The following is a 17598-nucleotide window of genomic DNA, read 5'->3' on the forward strand; positions in this document are numbered from 1 at the left end:
CGTTGTCTGACACGATCGTTCCCGGCCTTCCAAGCTCGGAGATGATCCGACCCAGCTCCCGGGTGACCCGCAAACCCGACAGGGATGTGTCTGCGATCAGTGCCAGATTCTCACGGGTATGGTCGTCTACCACGGCTAGGATGCGGAACCGGCGACTGTCGGTGAAGGCGTCTGAGACGAAATCCAGGCTCCAACGCTGGTTCTCTCCATCCAGCACGACGATCGGCCTTCGCGTGCCCAGAGCCCGTTTCCGTCCACCCCTGCGACGCACTTGTAGCTTCTCTTCGCGATAGATCCTCTTGAGCTTCTTGTGGTTCACCTCGAAGCCTTCACGTTGGACCATGACATGGATGCGGAGATACCCCGCACTGCACCACAAGCCGCCCCCGGGCTGCTTTCAGCGTTTGTTACGCCTCTAGTGGAAGCAATCAGAGCAAGAAGTATGCTCTGTAAGTTATTCCGATGAGCTGCATTGGTCTTGTAGTTCAGCATTGTGCTAAAAAGCTCCCAAGAATTTGAGTTGAGGTGGGCAATTGCAAAACGATTGGGTCGAGAACTTCAATGGTCTCAGGCGTTTGCCAGAAGATGTGAAGGCACTGTTACGCTCTGGAAGCGTTGTGGTACGCGCGCCAAAAGGCACCTGTATTTTTGCATCTGGGCAGACAGCGGATAATTTGCTTTTGTTGCTTGAGGGTACGGTGAAAGTTACCCAAAAATCGGAAAGTGGGCGAGAGGTCTTTCTATATCGCGTGCATGCCGGGGAAAGTTGCGTTTTAACAACGGCCTGCATGCTCGCATTTGAGGATTACTCAGCGGAGGGAACAGCAGAAACAGATGTAAAAGCAGTTGCCATACCGCGCGCGACCTTTGATGATCTGGTCGGCAAGTCACCCGTGTTCAGAGAATTTGTGTTTGCCGCTTATTCCCGTAGGATCACAGACCTTTTCACGCTGATTGATGATATTGTTTTTCAGAGAATGGATGTACGACTGGCGTCCCGCCTTTTGGAACTTGCGGACACGAGACAAACTGTACGTGCGACTCATGTCGTGTTGGCGAGTGAGTTGGGGACCGCTCGTGAAGTGATTTCTAGAATTTTGTCTGAGTTTCAGAGACGCGGGTGGATTGAGCAATTAAGAGGTGAGGTAAAACTCTTGGACCCCGATGGTCTGGAACACCTTGCGCGCGCCTCAGGTACGCACCGCGCGTAAGTTTCGTCGCTTCCATTGTGCTGTCGTGTTGCCCAAGCATGCGTCTGATCGGGAGTAGATACTCTTTAACGGTTGATCGGAGCTAGATAGGCGGCGAGATTTACAGCGTGGCTGATGCTCCTTTTTCTATCCACAAGACTGGTGGTGCTAACAGGCATGTATTGTGTTGGGTGCCGGAGAAGATATGTCTAATCCTGGACTATAGGAGGAGTCGGCATGGTGTTGTCTTTGGGTGTGGATACAGGCGGGACGTATACGGATGCGGTTTTAATCCGGGATGAAGCTGAGGTCATTGCAAGCGCCAAATCTCTTACCACGCGAACAGATCTGGCGATTGGGATTGGGAAAGCCATTCAGGCCGTGCTTAAGGATACGGGTGTAAAGCCCACCGACGTTTCTGCTGCATCATTGTCTACGACGTTGGCGACCAACGCGTTGGTTGAAGGTCAAGGTGGCCGCGTCGCCCTGATCTATATTGGTTTTAGGGAAAGCGATCTCGCAAAGCAGGGTTTGCTGGACGCTTTGCAGGGGGATCCCGCTCTTGTGATACCCGGGGGGCATAATCATGCTGGAGGTGAAGCCGCTCAGCTCGATCACGATATCCTTAGAGACTTTTTAGAAAACCAACGTGGCATTTCGGGGTATGCGATTGCAGCGCAGTTTGCGACCCGCAATCCTGCGCATGAGTTAGAAGTTGCTAGGATTATTGCAAAAGAAACGGGAGTGCCTGTTACGTGCTCTCACCAGTTGTCTTCGAAGCTCAATGGGCCCAAACGCGCAATAACGGCTGTCCTGAATGCGCGCTTGATTGGCGTGATTGACCGGTTGATTGGCCGCGCGCAGGACACACTGCGCGACGTCGGCATTGAGGCCCCGATGATGGTTGTCAGAGGCGATGGCGCATTGATGAGTGCAGAACAGGCGCGAGAACGCCCAATTGAAACCATTCTCAGCGGACCCGCAGCTTCCATCGTCGGCGCCAGTTGGTTGACGAATGTCGAAAATGGATTGGTCTCTGATATCGGGGGCACCACCACTGACATCGCTTTGGTCAAGAACCGCAAACCCATGATTGATCCCGCTGGCGCTCAGGTTGGTGGGTTCAGGACAATGGTAGAAGCCGTGCGCATGCGCACGCATGGACTGGGAGGTGATAGTCAAGTGACGCCGGTCACGGAAGGGCTAAGTGGAGGGGTCTTTCTTGGGCCACGTAGGGTCCTTCCGGTGTCGTTGATTGCGGCGGAGGCGGGGGATGTCGTACATGCGGCGTTGGATGATCAGCTGCGCAAGGCTGTCCCGGGTGAGTACGATTGCCGTTTCGTGAGACGCGTCACAGGTGTCCCAACCGCAGGGCTAGATGCGCGTTCAGAGATGGTGCTGGATCGGATCGGGGACGGGGTGCATCCTTTGAACAAGATCTTAAAAACCAGACTAGAAGAGAGTGCGCTAACCCGACTTGTGAACCGCGGAATTGTTCAGCTGTCTGGCGTGACCCCGTCTGATGCAAGCCATGTTCTTGGTCGATTAGATGCTTGGGACGCAGATGCAGCGCGCAAAGGGCTTGAGCTGTTTTCGCGCAAGCGGACAGGAGATGGAACCAGGTTGGCCCAATCTCCAGAAGAGATTGCGCAAATCATTTTAGACCAAATGACCGAGCAAACGAGTCTGACTTTGCTAGAAACAGCTTTTGCCGAAGAAGAAGACGCTTTTGGCGCGGAACCCGAAACGCTCGCGCGCCATATTCTGACCCAGAGAGGGCTCTCTGGGCACCGTGGTTTGTTGTCTGTCGATGTGTCTTTGAACGTAGAGGTGGTTGGTCTCGGTGCCTCGGCGGCGAGCTATTATCCATCGGTTGGCGAACGTTTGGGGTGTAAAATGTCGCTGCCTAAACATGCTGAAGTGGCAAATGCCGTCGGCGCGGTTGTGGGCGGTATAAAATTCCGTCGCCAAGGCTCAGTAACTTCCCCGTCTGAAGGCCAGTTTCGGGCACATTTGCCCTCTGGCCCACAGGATTTCGATGATGCACAGAAGGCGATAACGGAGATGGAGAGGGCATTGAGACTCGATGCAGAAAGCGCGGCAAAAGCAGCGGGCGCTGAGGACATCAGCATGCTGGTCGAGCACGACACGCGTTCAGCAAAGATCGAAGGTCGTGATATGTTTGTGGAATGCACCGTCTTGGTCGAAGCGAGCGGTCGACCTCGGGTCGCGTTGGAGACTGTAGGCTGAGATAACGCAGCATAGATTGCGGTTTTAGAGTTGTGGGAGCCTTACTATATACTGCGTCGCGCGGTCTTGACGCGACGCAGATATTCTTTTGGGGGCGGAAGTGTATGTGCGTTATGCTTCCCAGCAGTGAAGCGCGCTTCCTAAAATCTGACGATCAACACGTACACCTAGTCCGGGCGCATCAGGTGGAAGAACGCCACCATCTTTGATTGGGGCTTCAAATGCGCCAGTTTGAACTGTGACCATGTCGCGGGGGTCCAATACACATCTGAGCAGACGGTCTGGGACGGTTGCCCCCATATGAAAGATTGATGCCGCTGATAGAGTGGAGCCCACCGTGTCTTGAACGCTGATGGTCAGACCCGCTGCGCGACATATGTCACGGTGGCGTCTTGCTGGCGTCAAGCCACCTGCTTTTGAGATTTTCAATCCAATGCCATCGGCGATGTCATGCGCAACGATTGTCGCCATGTCGCTATCCTGCTGGCCCAGCTCATCTATAATGATTGGCACGTCGCATCGTTGGCGCAGTGAGACTGTTTCGCGCCATGTTGCGCATGGCGCCTCCAACACAAAATCCAAGTCTGAAGGTAGTGCACGTAGCATGCGAAGGGCCGTTTCCGGGATCAGCCCTCCGTTTGCGTCGACAATGAAGTACTCTCCCGCCTGGCGATCTGCGAGAGATGCAGAAATGCGTTCTGCATCCAATCGCGGCCCGCCTTCGCGATCATGCGCGCCAATCTTGATCGAGTGCCCCAAATATCCCATCTTGCGGTGCTCTGCGACACGCGCGCGCATATCCTCTGGCGTGCCTGCATAGATTGAACTGATCACCGGCAGGCGCCTGCCTGTACCACCCCCCAACAGTTTGTAGACGGGCAAATTGACAGATTTTCCAAACAGATCCCAGCAGGCCAGGTCGATAGCACTTTTGGCGTGGTTGTGGCCTGCCAAAGCCTCGTCCATGGCATCGTTGATACGTTCCACATCGCGCGGGTCACGCCCGATGAGATGCGGAGCCATTTCTTCTATGCCAGCGCGTGCGCCGCGTGCATGTGACGCAATGTAGGTGGCGCCGAAGGGCGTACTTTCTCCCCATCCTTCTGTGCCATCATCAGCCGTTATGCACACGACGACACTGTCAAAACCCGTGTACAATCGGCCGCCTGATAATTCGTAGCTTCCACCTGAGTAGGGCAGGTGCACTTCAAACAGTTCGATTTTTTGAATTTTCAATGTTCAAACCTTAGGTGGTAGAAGCACAAGCTGACCAGTGTGGCGTTTGGCCAGAAAGTCTTCTTGAGCATTCGCAATATCAGACAAGGGGTAAGTTTTGGCGACGCGTGGCCGAATTTCATTATTTTCTATGTACTTGACCAGATTTTCAAAAACGATGTCTTCCTGAAAAGTGCAGCCATAGAGCGTAAGGTCTTTTAAGTAGAGCGTGCGGATATCAATTTCACATATTGGTCCGGCGATGGCGCCTGCTGTCGCATAGCGTCCACCACGGCGCAGCACGTCTAGTAGCTGTGGCCAATTGGGACCGGCGACCAAATCTACCACTACGTCGACGCTCCCCATGCCGAGTGCACTGACAATGTCTGCATTTCGGTCGAGTACATGGTCGGCGCCCAATGCACGAACGGCATCTGCCTTTGAGGAAGAGCACAGCGCAATCACATTTGCGCCGCGTCTTTTGGCGAGCTGGACGGCTGCGGATCCAACACCACCTGATGCTCCTGTAATGAGCACAGTTTCTGCAACAAGATTTGCACGATGTAACATACCTTCAGCGGTGGAGTAGGCGCAGGGAATGGCGGCGAGCTCTGCATCGGACAGTGTGCAGTCAACAGCGTGCGTTTCGCCAGAGGGCGCTTTGCAGTACTGCGCAAAGCCTCCGTCACATTCGCTTCCGATGGTCCAGCACTCGTACGGGCGATAATCCACGTATGTGCGCAGCATATTGCGAACAATCACGCGTTCACCGATACGGTTCGGATTCACGCCATCGCCAACTGCAACGATGTATCCGCAAACATCCGCACCTTGAATCCTTGGAAATGAGAGAGGTACGCCTGACCAACTGGCATCGTTGTCGTCAATGCAGTTGTAGCCCTCGGCCCCTCCAGCTTCCGTATCTTCAGTGACAGCTTTGGAATACCATCCGATTCGTGTGTTGATATCGGTGTTGTTTACCCCTGCCGCTCGCACTTCAATTAGCACTTCTCCAGCAGCAGGAATTGGCACGGCAACATCGTCGCGATAGTCAAGCTTCTCGATGCCTCCGTGGCCCGTCAACAGGACCGCCTTCATTTTGTTAGGGATCATCTCAGCCTCCGAAGGATGCGATAGGTTCACCAAAAAGGCTCTCGTTTGGCACAACGCCGAGACCCGGGCCTGTTGGACGTTCGATATGGCCGTCTATGATCTTAACGCCATTCTTGGGGTCATAGTGGCCTTCGATATAGGGCGCAGCAAGCCATACGCCTTCGCATAGTTCTGGTTTCACAGTTGCTCCGATCTGGGTACAGGCCGCTGCTATGATGTCTCCGCCCCAGCTGTCATCGCAAGTATGGGGCAGATTGCGTGCTTCGCAGATGTCACGGAAGGTGCGCATTGGGGTTAGGCCACCAATGCGTGTCACCTTCATTCCGAACCCGTCCACCAAGCCAGCGCCAGCAGCCGAAATCACAGTGTTCAGATCTACGCTGTTTTCGTCCATATAGATCGCGTGGTTGAGCTGCGGACGGATCATCTCCAATTCCTGAACAGAGTTGCAAGGCTGCTCCATAACGAAAGGCACATGCGGCAGCTCTCTGCTTACACGGAGTGCGTCTCTTGTGGTCCAGCCACGGTTGCCATCGACTGCGAGGCGCATTTGAGATCCTTGAAGGACTTCCCATACTTTTGCGATGGTCTCTATGTCGATTTCTACAGGGCGGCCTCCGACTTTCACCTGAAGGCGCGGATAGCCTTCGCCACGCTTTTCTTTTGCCAGCCGCGCAATATCGTCGGGGGCACCGACACCGGTTGCATAATAGGACGGTACGCGATCAGTCACTGCCCCACCCAGCAGGTCCGCGACGCTCACCCCAAATGATTTGCCCATCAAGTCATAGGCGGCAATGTCGATTGCCGCCTTTGCATAGTTATGCCCATTGAGTTTGGCGTCTAGATGACGGCGCAACTTCCCAGGGGTCGCATCGGTGCCGATTAAATCACTTGCTAGCAGACGGAGCGCGGCGCGCGCTCCGTCTGTATGTGCTTCAGCGTAGGTTGGGCCGATTGGGCAAGTTTCTCCCCAACCGACATGCCCACTCTCAGACACGAGCTTTACAAGAGTCGTGTCCAGTGACCAAACCGCCCCACTTGCCATCGTGTAGGGGCCATTCTTAACGGGAAGGCTATGGGCGTAGATGTGTGCTTCCTTGATCCTCATGTCAGCAAACTCCCTTTCTCAAGACTTTAGCCATCTTACCCTCGAAGCACTTCACCTTTAGGATCGAAGGGGGGTTCATGAAGGATGGTCGCCTTGTGTGGTTGCCCTAAAACCATGACGTCCACGCGGTCGCCGGGTTTGGCATTTTTCACATAGCCAAGCGCCAGAGACATGCCGACCGTGTAGCCGTAGGTGCCAGATGTCACTCTGCCGATACCTTCGCCATCCTTGAAAATAGGCTCACCACCAGTTGCGTCTGCATTGGACGCGGTCACATCTGCCTCGTCGAGATGCAGGAGTACGAGTTGTTCACGAGCAGGGGTGTCCAGCACTTTTTGCGCGGCGGCTTTATTGAGAAAGTCTTTTTCAAATTTGCAAAGACGATCCAGCCCCACTTCATGTGGCCAATATTCAGGGCTGTATTCGCGGCTCCAGGAGCCGTAGCCTTTCTCAACACGCATGGACATCAGCGCACGGCTGCCTACGGGACCAGCGCCAAAGGTTTCGCCTGCTTTCAAAAGCGCGTCGTAGAGGCGTGCCTGATCTTCTGTTTTGCAATGCAGCTCCCAGCCCAAGTCGCCGGTGAATGATACGCGCAATGCAAGAAGTTCGACGCCAGCCAACTCGATTTTCGCCGAGCGCATGAAGGGGAAATCCTCGTTTGAAAGCGAGGTGTTTGTCATGCTTTGCAGCATTTCGCGTGACTTCGGACCAGCCACGTTGAAGCCGCACATCGCTTCGGTATGGCTTTCGAAAGTTGTACCTTTTGGAAGCGCGACCTGCTTGAAGAAGCGCTTATGATAGCGTTCCGCCATGCCGGAACCTATGATCCAAAACTCATCTTCTGCGACACGCGTCACAGTAAAGTCGCCCGCAATGCCGCCGCGTTTGGAGACCAGTGGTGTGAGGCAGGAGCGGCCCACTGATTTTGGCATGTTGTTGGCAAAGACAGCGTTCAGATAGTCGGCGGCCCCTGAGCCTTTGCACACGTATTTGGCAAAGTTAGAGATGTCGATGATACCAGACCGTTCGCGCAGCATTCTGCATTCTTCGCCAACGGGCCCCCACCAATTTTGGCGGGTGAAACCGTTGGTGTCGACGGTGCCTGGCTGTTCGGCAAACCAGAGGGGGTGCTCCCAGCCAACGTTAAGACCAAATACGGCACCCATCTCTTTTTGCGTTTCATAGATTGGACGCACGCGCGCTGGGCGACCGGCGCTGCGCTCTTCGTTCGGGAAGTGGATCGCAAACCGATGACCATATTGGTCAGCCACACGCGCCTTGGTGAATTCCTTGGTGGCCCAAGTGTCAAATCGGGCCATATCCCAGGCAAACATATCGTATTCGGTCTCACCTTCGATGATCCATTGAGCCGCCATCAGCCCCATGCCACCAGACTGCGAGAAGCCGGGAATGATGCCATTGCAGCAGAAATATCCTTCGACCTCTGGCACTGGGCCCATCAGAACGTTTGAGTCAGGGGACCAGATCATTGGACCATTGATGACGCGTTTGATGCCGGCCTCGCCGACTGCGGGAAGCCGTTCGATTGCGTTCATCATGTTGTCTTCGATGCGCTCAAGATCGTCGGGGAAGAGATCATGCGCAAAATCCAGTGGTGTGCCTTCTTCCGCCCAGAACTTCATGTCTTTTTCATAGGCGCCGACCAGAAGCCCATTGCCTTCTTGGCGCAGGTAGTATTCGCCATCGCGATCCGAGACCGATGGCAGACGCGTGCCGTGGCTTTCCACGTCGGTCATGGTTTCGGTGACAAAGTACTGATGTTCTGTTGGCTGCAGAGGCAGCTCGATACCAGCCAATTTGGCCACTTCGCGGCCCCAAAGACCTGCGGCGTTCACCACCCAGGGCGTCTTGATGTCGCCTTTGGGCGTTTTGACTATCCAGGTGCCATCCTCTTGCTGCTCGGTCGCTGTGACGGGTGTGAAGCGGTGGATCTGAGCGCCTCGCTGGCGGGCGCCAACGGCATAGGCGTTTGTGACACCTGACGGGTCAACATTGCCGCCATCTGGTTCAAACATCACGCAGCGGATGCCATCATAGTTCACCAGTGGGTTCAGCTTTTGCGCTTCTTCGATGCTGATTTCGTAGAAGTTCATGCCATAGAGCTTGGCTTTTGCGGCTTGGAGTTTGAGCTGATGCTCGCGCTCTTCGGTTTGGGCCAGATACAACGATCCGGGTTGAAAAACACCGCAGCTTTGCCCGGTTTCTTCCTCCAACGCATTATATAGATTCATCGTATAGTGTTGGATGCGGCTGATATTGGTGCTGTCATGCAGTCCATGAATATTGGCTGCTGCGTGCCAGGTGGAGCCTGACGTCAATTCGTCTCGTTCCAGCAGGACAACATCGGACCAGCCAAGTTTTGTTAAGTGATACAGGATCGAGCACCCAATCACACCGCCGCCGATGACCACAGCCTGAGCTTCTGTTCGCATTTTACTATCTCGCGCATTTGTCTGTCGCTGTGGTTCTTTCACATGCGAGGGGGCATCGACAATGTCCACAAAATTCAAGATCAGTTGAGGCAGCCTAAACCAAAGAGACGGGCGCTAAATTCACAAAAGAATACGTGTCGCTACACGCTACGTGCTTGCTGTAGTCGGAAGCTGGCAGTTTTGCGTGGAGAAACGCAGTCCTCTGCCGCGCCATATAGGCGCAATTCGCTTTTTGACTCGCGCGTGGGTTCAACTTGCTCGCTGCTGGTTGAGGAAAACGAGGTTGTTTGCGATTGGCGTACGTACTGCAAGTGCCGCTTGTCGACTGCCGCGGCTGAGATTTTTGCGCTCCTGGGTTGGTGATTGCCCAAATTCACGTCGATAGTTCAGGGAGAAAGAGCTAGTGCTGTCATAACCAACGGAGAGCGCCACTTCTTGAAGTGTTTTGTCGGTATACAACAACTTTTGCCGCGCTGCATCTAGTCGCAACTTGCGGTAGTAGGTTCCAGGGCTAACGCCAGTTTCTTTCTTAAAGTTGCGCTCCAATTGGCGCAGGGACATTCCAACTTTTCGGGAAACGTCTTCGATTTTTATCTTGGTCTCAATATTGTCGGCAAACAGTTCAATTGCAGTGCGTATCGACGCGGGTAGACCGTCACGCGTATGGTTTTTCTGATATGTCGGCAGAATTTGCAGAGCGTCCGCATCTCGAAGCCCCGCATATTGGAACCAACACGCGGTTTCCACTGCGACGGGTTCTGAAATTTTCTGTGCGATGACCCCGAGCATAAACTCAAAAACCGCTGAAGTGCCGGCAAAGGTTAAACGATTGCGATCAACGGTGAACAATGTGTCATTCAAGATGAGGCGATCATATTTTTCCTGTAACGCTGCAGTATAGCAAAAGTGAGCACTACACTCATAGCCGTCAAAAAACTGCTCCTCCGCAAGGGCAAACAGGGCACCGCTGACCGCGCCAAGTTTGGCACCGTGGGACAAGAGACGCCTTAGGGAGCCTGCTGTGGCGCGTCGGTCTTTGAAGTGTGCTGAAGCCCCTGCAAAAACAATAACCACGTCGGTGTCACCGATGTCTTGCAAGGGCTTGTCGGGGTTTATGCTCATTTGAGAGCTGGCGACTACGGGTTGCCCATCCTCAGAAACGACGTTCCAGCTTAGTCGTTGTTCGCTGGATATTTCATTGGCGGCACGTAACGGATCAATTGCCATCGAAAGGGCCGATACCGGGAAATCGTCCAAACAAAGAAATGTGAAATGTGTCATCCTTGGTCTTCCTGCAAGACTCCCAAGCAGAAGCAAACCGGGGGTCAGAATGTCAGGCGATGTGCCCGACCGCGCTCATAGAGCTTTCGGTTGAGTTCGTCTGCTTCTGGCGCGCCGTATTCAAGCGCAAACACAAAGGCGTGCGTCAAGTAAAAGCACGCGGCATCATGGTCCTGACGCGCTTCAGACATTTTGGAAGCTTCGTGGTAGAGCTTGATCAATGCAGGCACATTGTAGTCGGTATGTGCCTGCAACAGCTGTCTGTCGAGTTCTTTAAGATCCAAGATCTTAGCCTTTCAACGAGATGGCGATATTCTTTGTGCGTACGTAGTTATAGAGTGCTTCAAGCCCTTTTTCGCGCCCGAACCCCGATTTTCCGACACCCCCGAATGGTGTTGATATGCCCCCGGCAAACCATTCGTTTACAAAGACCTGACCGGCACGCAGTTTGCGTGCGACACGATGTGCACGGGCTAGGTCGCGCGTGAAAATCCCGGCAACCAGGCCAAACTCTGTACCATTGGCCATCCCGATGGCCTCCGCTTCGGTATCAAACGGGGAAAAGCATGTGACAGGGCCAAAGATCTCTTCTTGAGCAACACGGCTGCTCGGGTCCACATCGGCGAGAATAGTCGGAGCCATGAAGTAGCCATCACGCTCCAGCCGTACACCACCGGCGGCCACGCGTGCGCCATCCTGTCTTGCGGTTGACGTGATCGCTTCGACCTGCGCCAGTTGCCGGGCAGAGATCACCGGTGTGTGGTCCGGGTTTTTGAGGCCGTGTCCAACGCTTAGCCCATTGGCGAGACCCGCCGCGCGTTCGACGGCTTGTTCATATATGGACCGATGCACCAGCACTCGTGCCATGGCCGAGCAAACCTGACCCGCATTGTAGAAAATGCCGCTTTGAAGGCTAGCGATCAATGTATCCAAGTCTGCGTCGTCAAAAACAACAGCAGCGGACTTGCCGCCTAACTCCATTAGCGCAGGCACTACGTTGTCAGCCGCAGACTTCAGGATGTTCTGGCCGGTTGGCACCGATCCAGTAAAGACGATCTGATCCACTTCGGGGCTTGCCACAAGGCGCGCGCCAAGATCGGAGCCTATGCCGTTCAAGATCGACACCGCGCCGGTGGGCACGTCGGCGCGTTCTAGAGCGAGGCCCAGCATCGCCAAGCCGATTGGATCGAGTTCTGGCGACTTGATGATTGTAGAGTTGCCTGCCGCCATAGAAGGGGCCAAAGACCTGCCAGCGATGGACACCGGGAAGTTCCACGGAACGATCTGTGCCGATACGCCAAAGGGTTCAAACACGGTATAGTCCGCGTAGTCCGGACCAAGTGGTATGGATTTCCCTTCGATTTTGTCGGCAACGCCACCGTAGTACTCGAAATACTGAGCGGCCTCTATAAATTCATCGCGGGCGGCCTCCAGGGTTTTGCCACTTTCACGACACAGTAGGACCGCCCCTTCATCTGCGATGTTGCGAATTTCTTGTGCGATGCGGATCATGAGGCGACCGCGTTCAGAGGGCTGCATGTCTGCCAGATCACCGCGTTCGAACGAGGTGCGCGCACTTTCAAGCGCCGCAGCTAGAGACTTCTCGCCTGCTTGAGCGCAATCTGCGACGTGCTCTTGGTTGCCGGGATCTTCTACCGCGATACGGTTCCCTGCATCCCCTTCAACCCATTCGCCGGCCAGGAAGTTTCTGGCCAGCCCGTCTTTCACAAAATCGCTCATGCTGCAGTGCGGCCTTTCTCAATCTGAGACGCGACCCAATGGTGGAAACAATGGGTCGGGCCATCCATGGCAGGCGAGAAGCGTCCGCCATCAAATTTTACGCCGTGGCGGCCTTTTTGCATACCTTCCACAACAAAGACGTCTTCTTCGAATACGGTTTTCCACAGAGCTGCGTTTTGCTCGCGCAGAGGTTCGTGTTCGGGGCTGTCTTCCGGTTTTTGTGCGTAATAGAGCTCGATACGCTCATGGGATTTGTCGTGGCTGATCGGGTCAATCAGAAAGGCAAACCCATGGTCGCGTTGCACACCCAGCAGAGTGTTCGGATAGACCACGATATACTCTGCGCCTTCGTTCCACTTGGGGTCAAGGTTATCAAAGTCCTTGAGCTTTTCGCCGTTTTCACCTTCGAACTGGCGGTAAACATAGGTGCCTTGGCCTGAGTATTTGCCCAACTCGTTGATGTTATAGTGATCTTCCAGACGGGAATAGCTATTCAGGCCGGGGTGTACCCAGGGTAGGTGATAGCTTTCGCAATAGTTTTCCACCGCCAGTTTCCAGTTCGAATCCAGCTCAAGATATACCGACGCGCCTTCGCCGCCGTGATACATGGGTTGATCGAAGTCTTTCCAGCGCTCCATTAGGTCAGCATGCACCTCTTCAAACTCCGGAGCGTTGCCATCAATGTTCACAAAGACCACGTCACGCCAAATGTAAGAGCGAATGCGCACCAGACCGAGTTTGGAAAAATCCAAATCTTCGTGGGTATTTTGGCCAGGCCCACCGACATGCGGTGCGGTACGAAGTTCGCCATTCAGGCCATAACACCAGCTGTGGTAGGGGCAGCGGATTGCACCGCGGATTTTCTGAGGTTTGTCGACCAAAATCATACCGCGATGGCGGCATGTGTTCTGGAAGACTCCAATTTCACCGTTGCGGTCACGCACCATCAGGAGTGGCATTCCAAGAAAATCGACGGGCTTGGCGTCGCCGGCGGTTGGAACATCTTTTCCAAAACCAATGCCGGACCAGTTGGCAAAGAGAACAGAGTCTCTCTCTTCCTTGAAAACCTCTGGGTCGATGTAGTGCGCGTTAGGCAGACCGTTTGCTGTGTTCACATCTCTGAGGACCGAAGCGAGGGGGGCGTGCTGGTTCATCGAACTCTCCTTGGCGATACGTGCTTGGCGTCTAATGGAAGTGATCAGACATTTTGCTCAATATCGGAAAAGTTCATTCAAGGTTGATTTGATCTAAACTCACTGGTCCGCGATGTTCTTCAGTATCCAGTTTTTGAGCGCCAGTGCGTTGGGTGTAAGTTTTTCGTCGTTCTGCCCGCAGAGATAAAATTTATGGGGTGCGGGCAGGGTGTGAGGTTCAATTGCAACCAGTTTGCCGCTCTGAAGCATTGGTGTAACTAGCCGTCGCCATCCCAAGGCTATGCCAGCTCCTTTTTGGGCGATTTGTAGCGCTATTGAATAGCTGTTTACGCGCGCACCCTGCGCAATTTCACCGTCGTAGCCTAGCCCAGCGAACCATTCTGACCAACGTGTCCAAGTGGGGCTGGCGGCATCCAGGTGAATCAATCTTTGTTTTGCCAATGCGTCCAAGTCTATGCCCTGCATTTGCGCGGCCAGAACTGGGGAGGCAACGGGAACCAATTCATCACGGTACACAGGCGTTTGGTGCACGGTCGGACTTGCTGCGGGCCCGTAACAAATGAAAAAGTCAAAGTCTCTCACGTGTTCGAATGGGCGATCTTGAGTAACTTGATGAACATTGATTGCCGGGTGTTCACGCCAGAAGTCAATCACTGTCGGGGACAGCCAGAGCGCAGCAACTGCGGTGGTCGACCCAACAGTGACTGCTTCATTCGTGCCTCGGTGACGTATGCGTGAAAGTTGCTGTGAAATAGTTTGGAATGAGGCTCCTAGAGTTTCAAACAGTGCTTTGCCGTCTTCTGTCAGTTGAACGCCTCGATGTTGGCGCAGAAATAACGCGCGCCCGAGTTCTTCCTCAAGAGCCTTTATTTGGTGGCTCACCGCACCAGGTGTGACGGAGAGTTCTTGCGCCGCATTTTTGAAGCTCATGTGGCGCGCGGCTGCTTCGAATGCGGCCAAGGTCGTGAATGGCGGGAGGTCGTAATGGCGTCGAGACATGGCGAATCCGGGCTGTAGGAATGGCTATGGGTGAGTTCAGTTCATCTTTGTATGAGTATTTTCCGAATTGAACGAGTCCTTCAAATACATTTTTTCCTCGTTAGTCATTTGGATGCACGCGCGCAACTCAGGTTACTCAGGATTGTTCCCTGTATTTGCTTGCCCTTTCTGAGGGGTGAGTTCGCGCGTGCTGAAGCAGCTTTCTGCGATGAAAGTGAGAGAGGAAACGTTATGCAAACGGTCAACGCGCGATTGATAAAGAAGTCTGCACTTAGCCCGGATACCACAGATTTTGCTTTCGAAATTGCCGAGGGGCGTTTCCAAGGCCTAGAGGCTGGTGCACATGTTGATATACACTTGGGCGAGGAACTGGTCCGTCAGTATTCCATTTGGAGCTGGAGTCTGGATGGGCGGCAGCTCAACGTTGCTGTGAAGCGAGAAGATGACGGTCGCGGCGGTTCTTTAGCTATGCACGCCTTGGAAGAAGGTGTGCAGGTCCAAATTGGCGGACCACGCAATCATTTCAAGCTACAAGCAGCTGATCGTTATGTCACGTTGATCGCCGGCGGCATCGGTGCAACGCCTTTGGTTGCTATGGCACGCGAGTTGCTGAATGCTGGTCGTGATTTTCAGGTTGTATACTTGGTGCGCACAAAAGATCTGGCTGCAATGGACAGTAAATTCAAGGCATTGGGTTTGCAGGAATGGTATCGACTGCATTGTGATGACACGGATGGTGTTTTTGATTTACCTGCCTTGATGCGCAGCTTGCCAGTCGACAGTGATATCTACACCTGTGGACCCGAGCCGATGCTAAATGCTGTCCTTGACGCAGGTTCAGCGCTGCGCGGTGGAACAATTCATTTTGAACGGTTTGCCGCGATCACAGACGCCGATCACGGTGAAAATGAAAGTTTCGAGATTGAAATAAGTTCCAGCGGTGACGTTTACGATGTCTCTGCGGAGCAAACCATCCTTGAAGTCTTACAAGCAAACGGAGTGCATGTGGACTTTGGCTGTTCAGAAGGGCTGTGCGGTTCCTGCATGGTCGATGTCGTTGAGGGAGATGTTGATCATCGCGACGGCATTCTGACCCCAGAAGAGCAGGCGACAAACAGCTACATGTGCACATGCGTATCACGCGCCAAAAGCAAACGGCTCGTTCTCGATTTGTGACGGCAAAATTAGCAAGAAAAACAAAGAAAGACAGGGAAAATCATGTCAATAAAACCGCCATTTACAGACCTAGAGATCAATCGATCTTCAAAGGGCTTTTATGAAGGTCACTCCATCGAAATCGCAGTGCTTAGTAAGTCGATTATGATTGGTTTGGTCCTCTGGGCGCTCATATGGCCAGCCAATGCGAGCGGCGTTCTTGGGAGTCTCAACTGGCAACTTCTGGAAACCTTCAACAGTTTTTATGTGATCATTGTTGGTGCCTTTGTGGTGTTTCTTGCAGTTTTGGCAATTTGGCCGAGTGTCGGCAAGTTGAGGTTGGGGGGAGATGGCGCAGCACCTGAGTTCTCTAACTTTTCATGGTTCTCCATGATGTTTGGCGCTGGGCTTGGGGTTGGTTTGATGGTCTTTGCGACTGCAGAACCTTTGAGCCTTTGGGGATCCAACCCCGTTGTGCTTTCAGGCGCGGTGGAAGCCAACTCAGAAGAGGCAGTAAGGTCTGCCTTCCGTTACACTTATTTGCACTACGGTTTTCATGCTTGGGCAGCCTATGTGGTGACAGGCCTTTCGCTTGCTTATTATGCCTATACTCGCGGCATGCCACTGACCATACGCTCCGCACTCACACCGCTCTTTGGCCGTCTTCTGAATGGCTTCGTCGGTCACGTTATCGATGTATTGGCGGTCGTCGCGACGATTTTGGGCGTTTCGGTCACCATCGGATTTGGGGTCAGCCAGTTTGTTGATGGTTTGTATGCCATCACGGGTGTCCAATGGATTATGAATTTGAACGCTGATGTACCGACGCCTAGCACAGTCGGTCTTTTGGCAGGGCTTTGCGTTATCATGGGGTTGTCCATCCTGTCAGCCGTTTCTGGCGTTGGGCGTGGCGTGAAGTACCTGTCCAACCTAAATCTGGTTTTGTCCCTTATTCTGCTTTTGGTTTTTGTGATTTTTGGGTCGTTCGCTTTCGCGATGAACACTTACATTGCGTCGCTCGTAGATTATGTAATGAACTTCTGGAACCTTAGCTTTGGAGCCTACAGTCCTCAGTCTGTCGCAGAGTTTACTGCAGCGCTGCCCGCAGACGCGGTGCCATATGCTGAAGCTCTACGCCCTGGAGCGACAAATGCCTGGGGGTCTTTTGACGGTTTTGTATCTGGTCTGGAAACGGATGCCGCCGCATTATCTGAAGCAACATTGACTGCGGTATATGCTGCAGGAGAGCAGCAGCGACAGTTTGGTTGGCAGGCTGGCTGGACCACCTTTTACTGGGCGTGGTGGATCGCCTTTTCACCATTCGTTGGTCTTTTCTTGGCGCGTATTTCCAAGGGGAGAACCATCCGTGAGTTCATCCTGGGTTGTGTGCTCGCGCCATCGTTGGTCTGTTTCGCGTGGATGGCTATCCTTGGTGGGACGGCGGTTGATCTCGAACTGACAGGTGGTGCGAATGGGGCAATTCTTAGTGCGTCAAACACCGCGAAATTGTTCGTCACTTTGGGCGAGATGATAAATGGCCCTCTTTTGACAGGCGTCACGGTGATGTGTGTTGTTTTGGTTTTGACGTTTCTTGTGACATCAGCAGACTCGGGGATTCTTGTGATGAACACGATTATGTCTGGTGGTGACCAGGAGGTCGGCAACAAGCACAAAATCGTCTGGGGGCTGATCCTGACTGCCGTAATCGGTACTTTGATTTTTGCAGCAGGGGAAAACAAACCGCTTGATGCAATGCGCAATGCAATGATCATCGGGGCTTTGCCCTTTACGATGATTATGGGCTTGATGTGCGTGTCTTTGGTCAAAGCGCTTTATCGTGACGGAATGCGGAACAAGCGTCATGAGGCTGAAGGTGCTCTGGCGGGAGAATAGCTCTGAACGGTCAAATTCAAGCTTATAGGAAATGGCGCCGC

Annotated in this window: 13 protein-coding genes and 1 pseudogene; 4 read left to right on the forward strand and 10 right to left on the reverse strand. The window is 53.6% G+C overall.

The annotated features are described in order from the left end of the window. Positions 1–364 (reverse strand): annotated as a pseudogene (locus tag PJL69_RS19655) (DDE-type integrase/transposase/recombinase); the annotation flags it as partial. 169 nt (positions 365–533) lie between these two features. Here PJL69_RS19655 and PJL69_RS19660 point away from each other — a divergent pair. Then, the gene (locus tag PJL69_RS19660) at positions 534–1211 is read left to right on the forward strand and encodes a Crp/Fnr family transcriptional regulator (RefSeq protein ID WP_271311206.1); all 678 of its coding nucleotides are present in this window, start codon (positions 534–536) and stop codon (positions 1209–1211) included. A 216-nt stretch (positions 1212–1427) separates the two neighbouring features. Next, complete coding sequence (locus tag PJL69_RS19665) at positions 1428–3440, forward strand: hydantoinase/oxoprolinase family protein (RefSeq protein WP_271311207.1); 2013 nt, start codon at positions 1428–1430, stop codon at positions 3438–3440. Positions 3441–3551: 111 nt separating this feature from the next. On the opposite strand, the gene PJL69_RS19670 is transcribed toward PJL69_RS19665, so the two are convergent. The 9 genes from PJL69_RS19670 to PJL69_RS19710 form a co-directional block, all read right to left on the reverse strand. Further along, positions 3552–4676 (reverse strand): mandelate racemase/muconate lactonizing enzyme family protein, encoded by a 1125-nt coding sequence (locus tag PJL69_RS19670; RefSeq protein WP_271311208.1) that lies wholly within the window; start codon positions 4674–4676, stop codon positions 3552–3554. Positions 4677–4679: 3 nt separating this feature from the next. Then, entirely contained in the window at positions 4680–5768 is a 1089-nt protein-coding gene (locus tag PJL69_RS19675) for an alcohol dehydrogenase family protein (RefSeq protein WP_271311209.1), read from the reverse strand. Position 5769: 1 nt separating this feature from the next. Further along, positions 5770–6879 (reverse strand): mandelate racemase/muconate lactonizing enzyme family protein, encoded by a 1110-nt coding sequence (locus PJL69_RS19680; RefSeq protein ID WP_271311210.1) that lies wholly within the window; start codon positions 6877–6879, stop codon positions 5770–5772. Positions 6880–6914: 35 nt separating this feature from the next. Then, positions 6915–9335 carry a GcvT family protein gene (locus tag PJL69_RS19685; protein ID WP_271311211.1) on the reverse strand — a complete coding sequence of 807 codons (2421 nt, stop codon included), beginning with the start codon at positions 9333–9335 and terminating at the stop codon, positions 6915–6917. 249 nt (positions 9336–9584) lie between these two features. Beyond that, positions 9585–10616: a GlxA family transcriptional regulator gene (locus tag PJL69_RS19690; RefSeq protein ID WP_271311212.1), complete on the reverse strand. Its 1032-nt coding sequence runs from the start codon at positions 10614–10616 to the stop codon at positions 9585–9587. A gap of 44 nt (positions 10617–10660) precedes the next feature. Then, complete coding sequence (locus tag PJL69_RS19695; RefSeq protein WP_271311213.1) at positions 10661–10900, reverse strand: hypothetical protein; 240 nt, start codon at positions 10898–10900, stop codon at positions 10661–10663. A 4-nt stretch (positions 10901–10904) separates the two neighbouring features. Then, entirely contained in the window at positions 10905–12356 is a 1452-nt protein-coding gene (locus PJL69_RS19700) for an aldehyde dehydrogenase family protein (protein ID WP_271311214.1), read from the reverse strand. Further along, positions 12353–13510: an aromatic ring-hydroxylating oxygenase subunit alpha gene (locus PJL69_RS19705; protein WP_271311215.1), complete on the reverse strand. Its 1158-nt coding sequence runs from the start codon at positions 13508–13510 to the stop codon at positions 12353–12355. The genes PJL69_RS19700 and PJL69_RS19705 overlap by 4 nt, the downstream gene beginning before the upstream one ends. A 99-nt stretch (positions 13511–13609) precedes the next feature. Then, entirely contained in the window at positions 13610–14440 is an 831-nt protein-coding gene (locus PJL69_RS19710; protein WP_441347517.1) for a LysR substrate-binding domain-containing protein, read from the reverse strand. Positions 14441–14740: 300 nt separating this feature from the next. Between PJL69_RS19710 and PJL69_RS19715 the strand changes: the two genes are divergently transcribed. Further along, the gene (locus PJL69_RS19715) at positions 14741–15685 is read left to right on the forward strand and encodes a PDR/VanB family oxidoreductase (RefSeq protein ID WP_271311217.1); all 945 of its coding nucleotides are present in this window, start codon (positions 14741–14743) and stop codon (positions 15683–15685) included. Positions 15686–15727: 42 nt separating this feature from the next. Further along, positions 15728–17557 (forward strand): BCCT family transporter, encoded by a 1830-nt coding sequence (locus PJL69_RS19720; protein WP_271311218.1) that lies wholly within the window; start codon positions 15728–15730, stop codon positions 17555–17557. The last annotated feature ends 41 nt before the right edge of the window (positions 17558–17598 follow it).

Origin of the sequence: Shimia sp. MMG029 (assembly GCF_027947445.1) — a bacterium.
Lineage (GTDB): Bacteria > Pseudomonadota > Alphaproteobacteria > Rhodobacterales > Rhodobacteraceae > Shimia.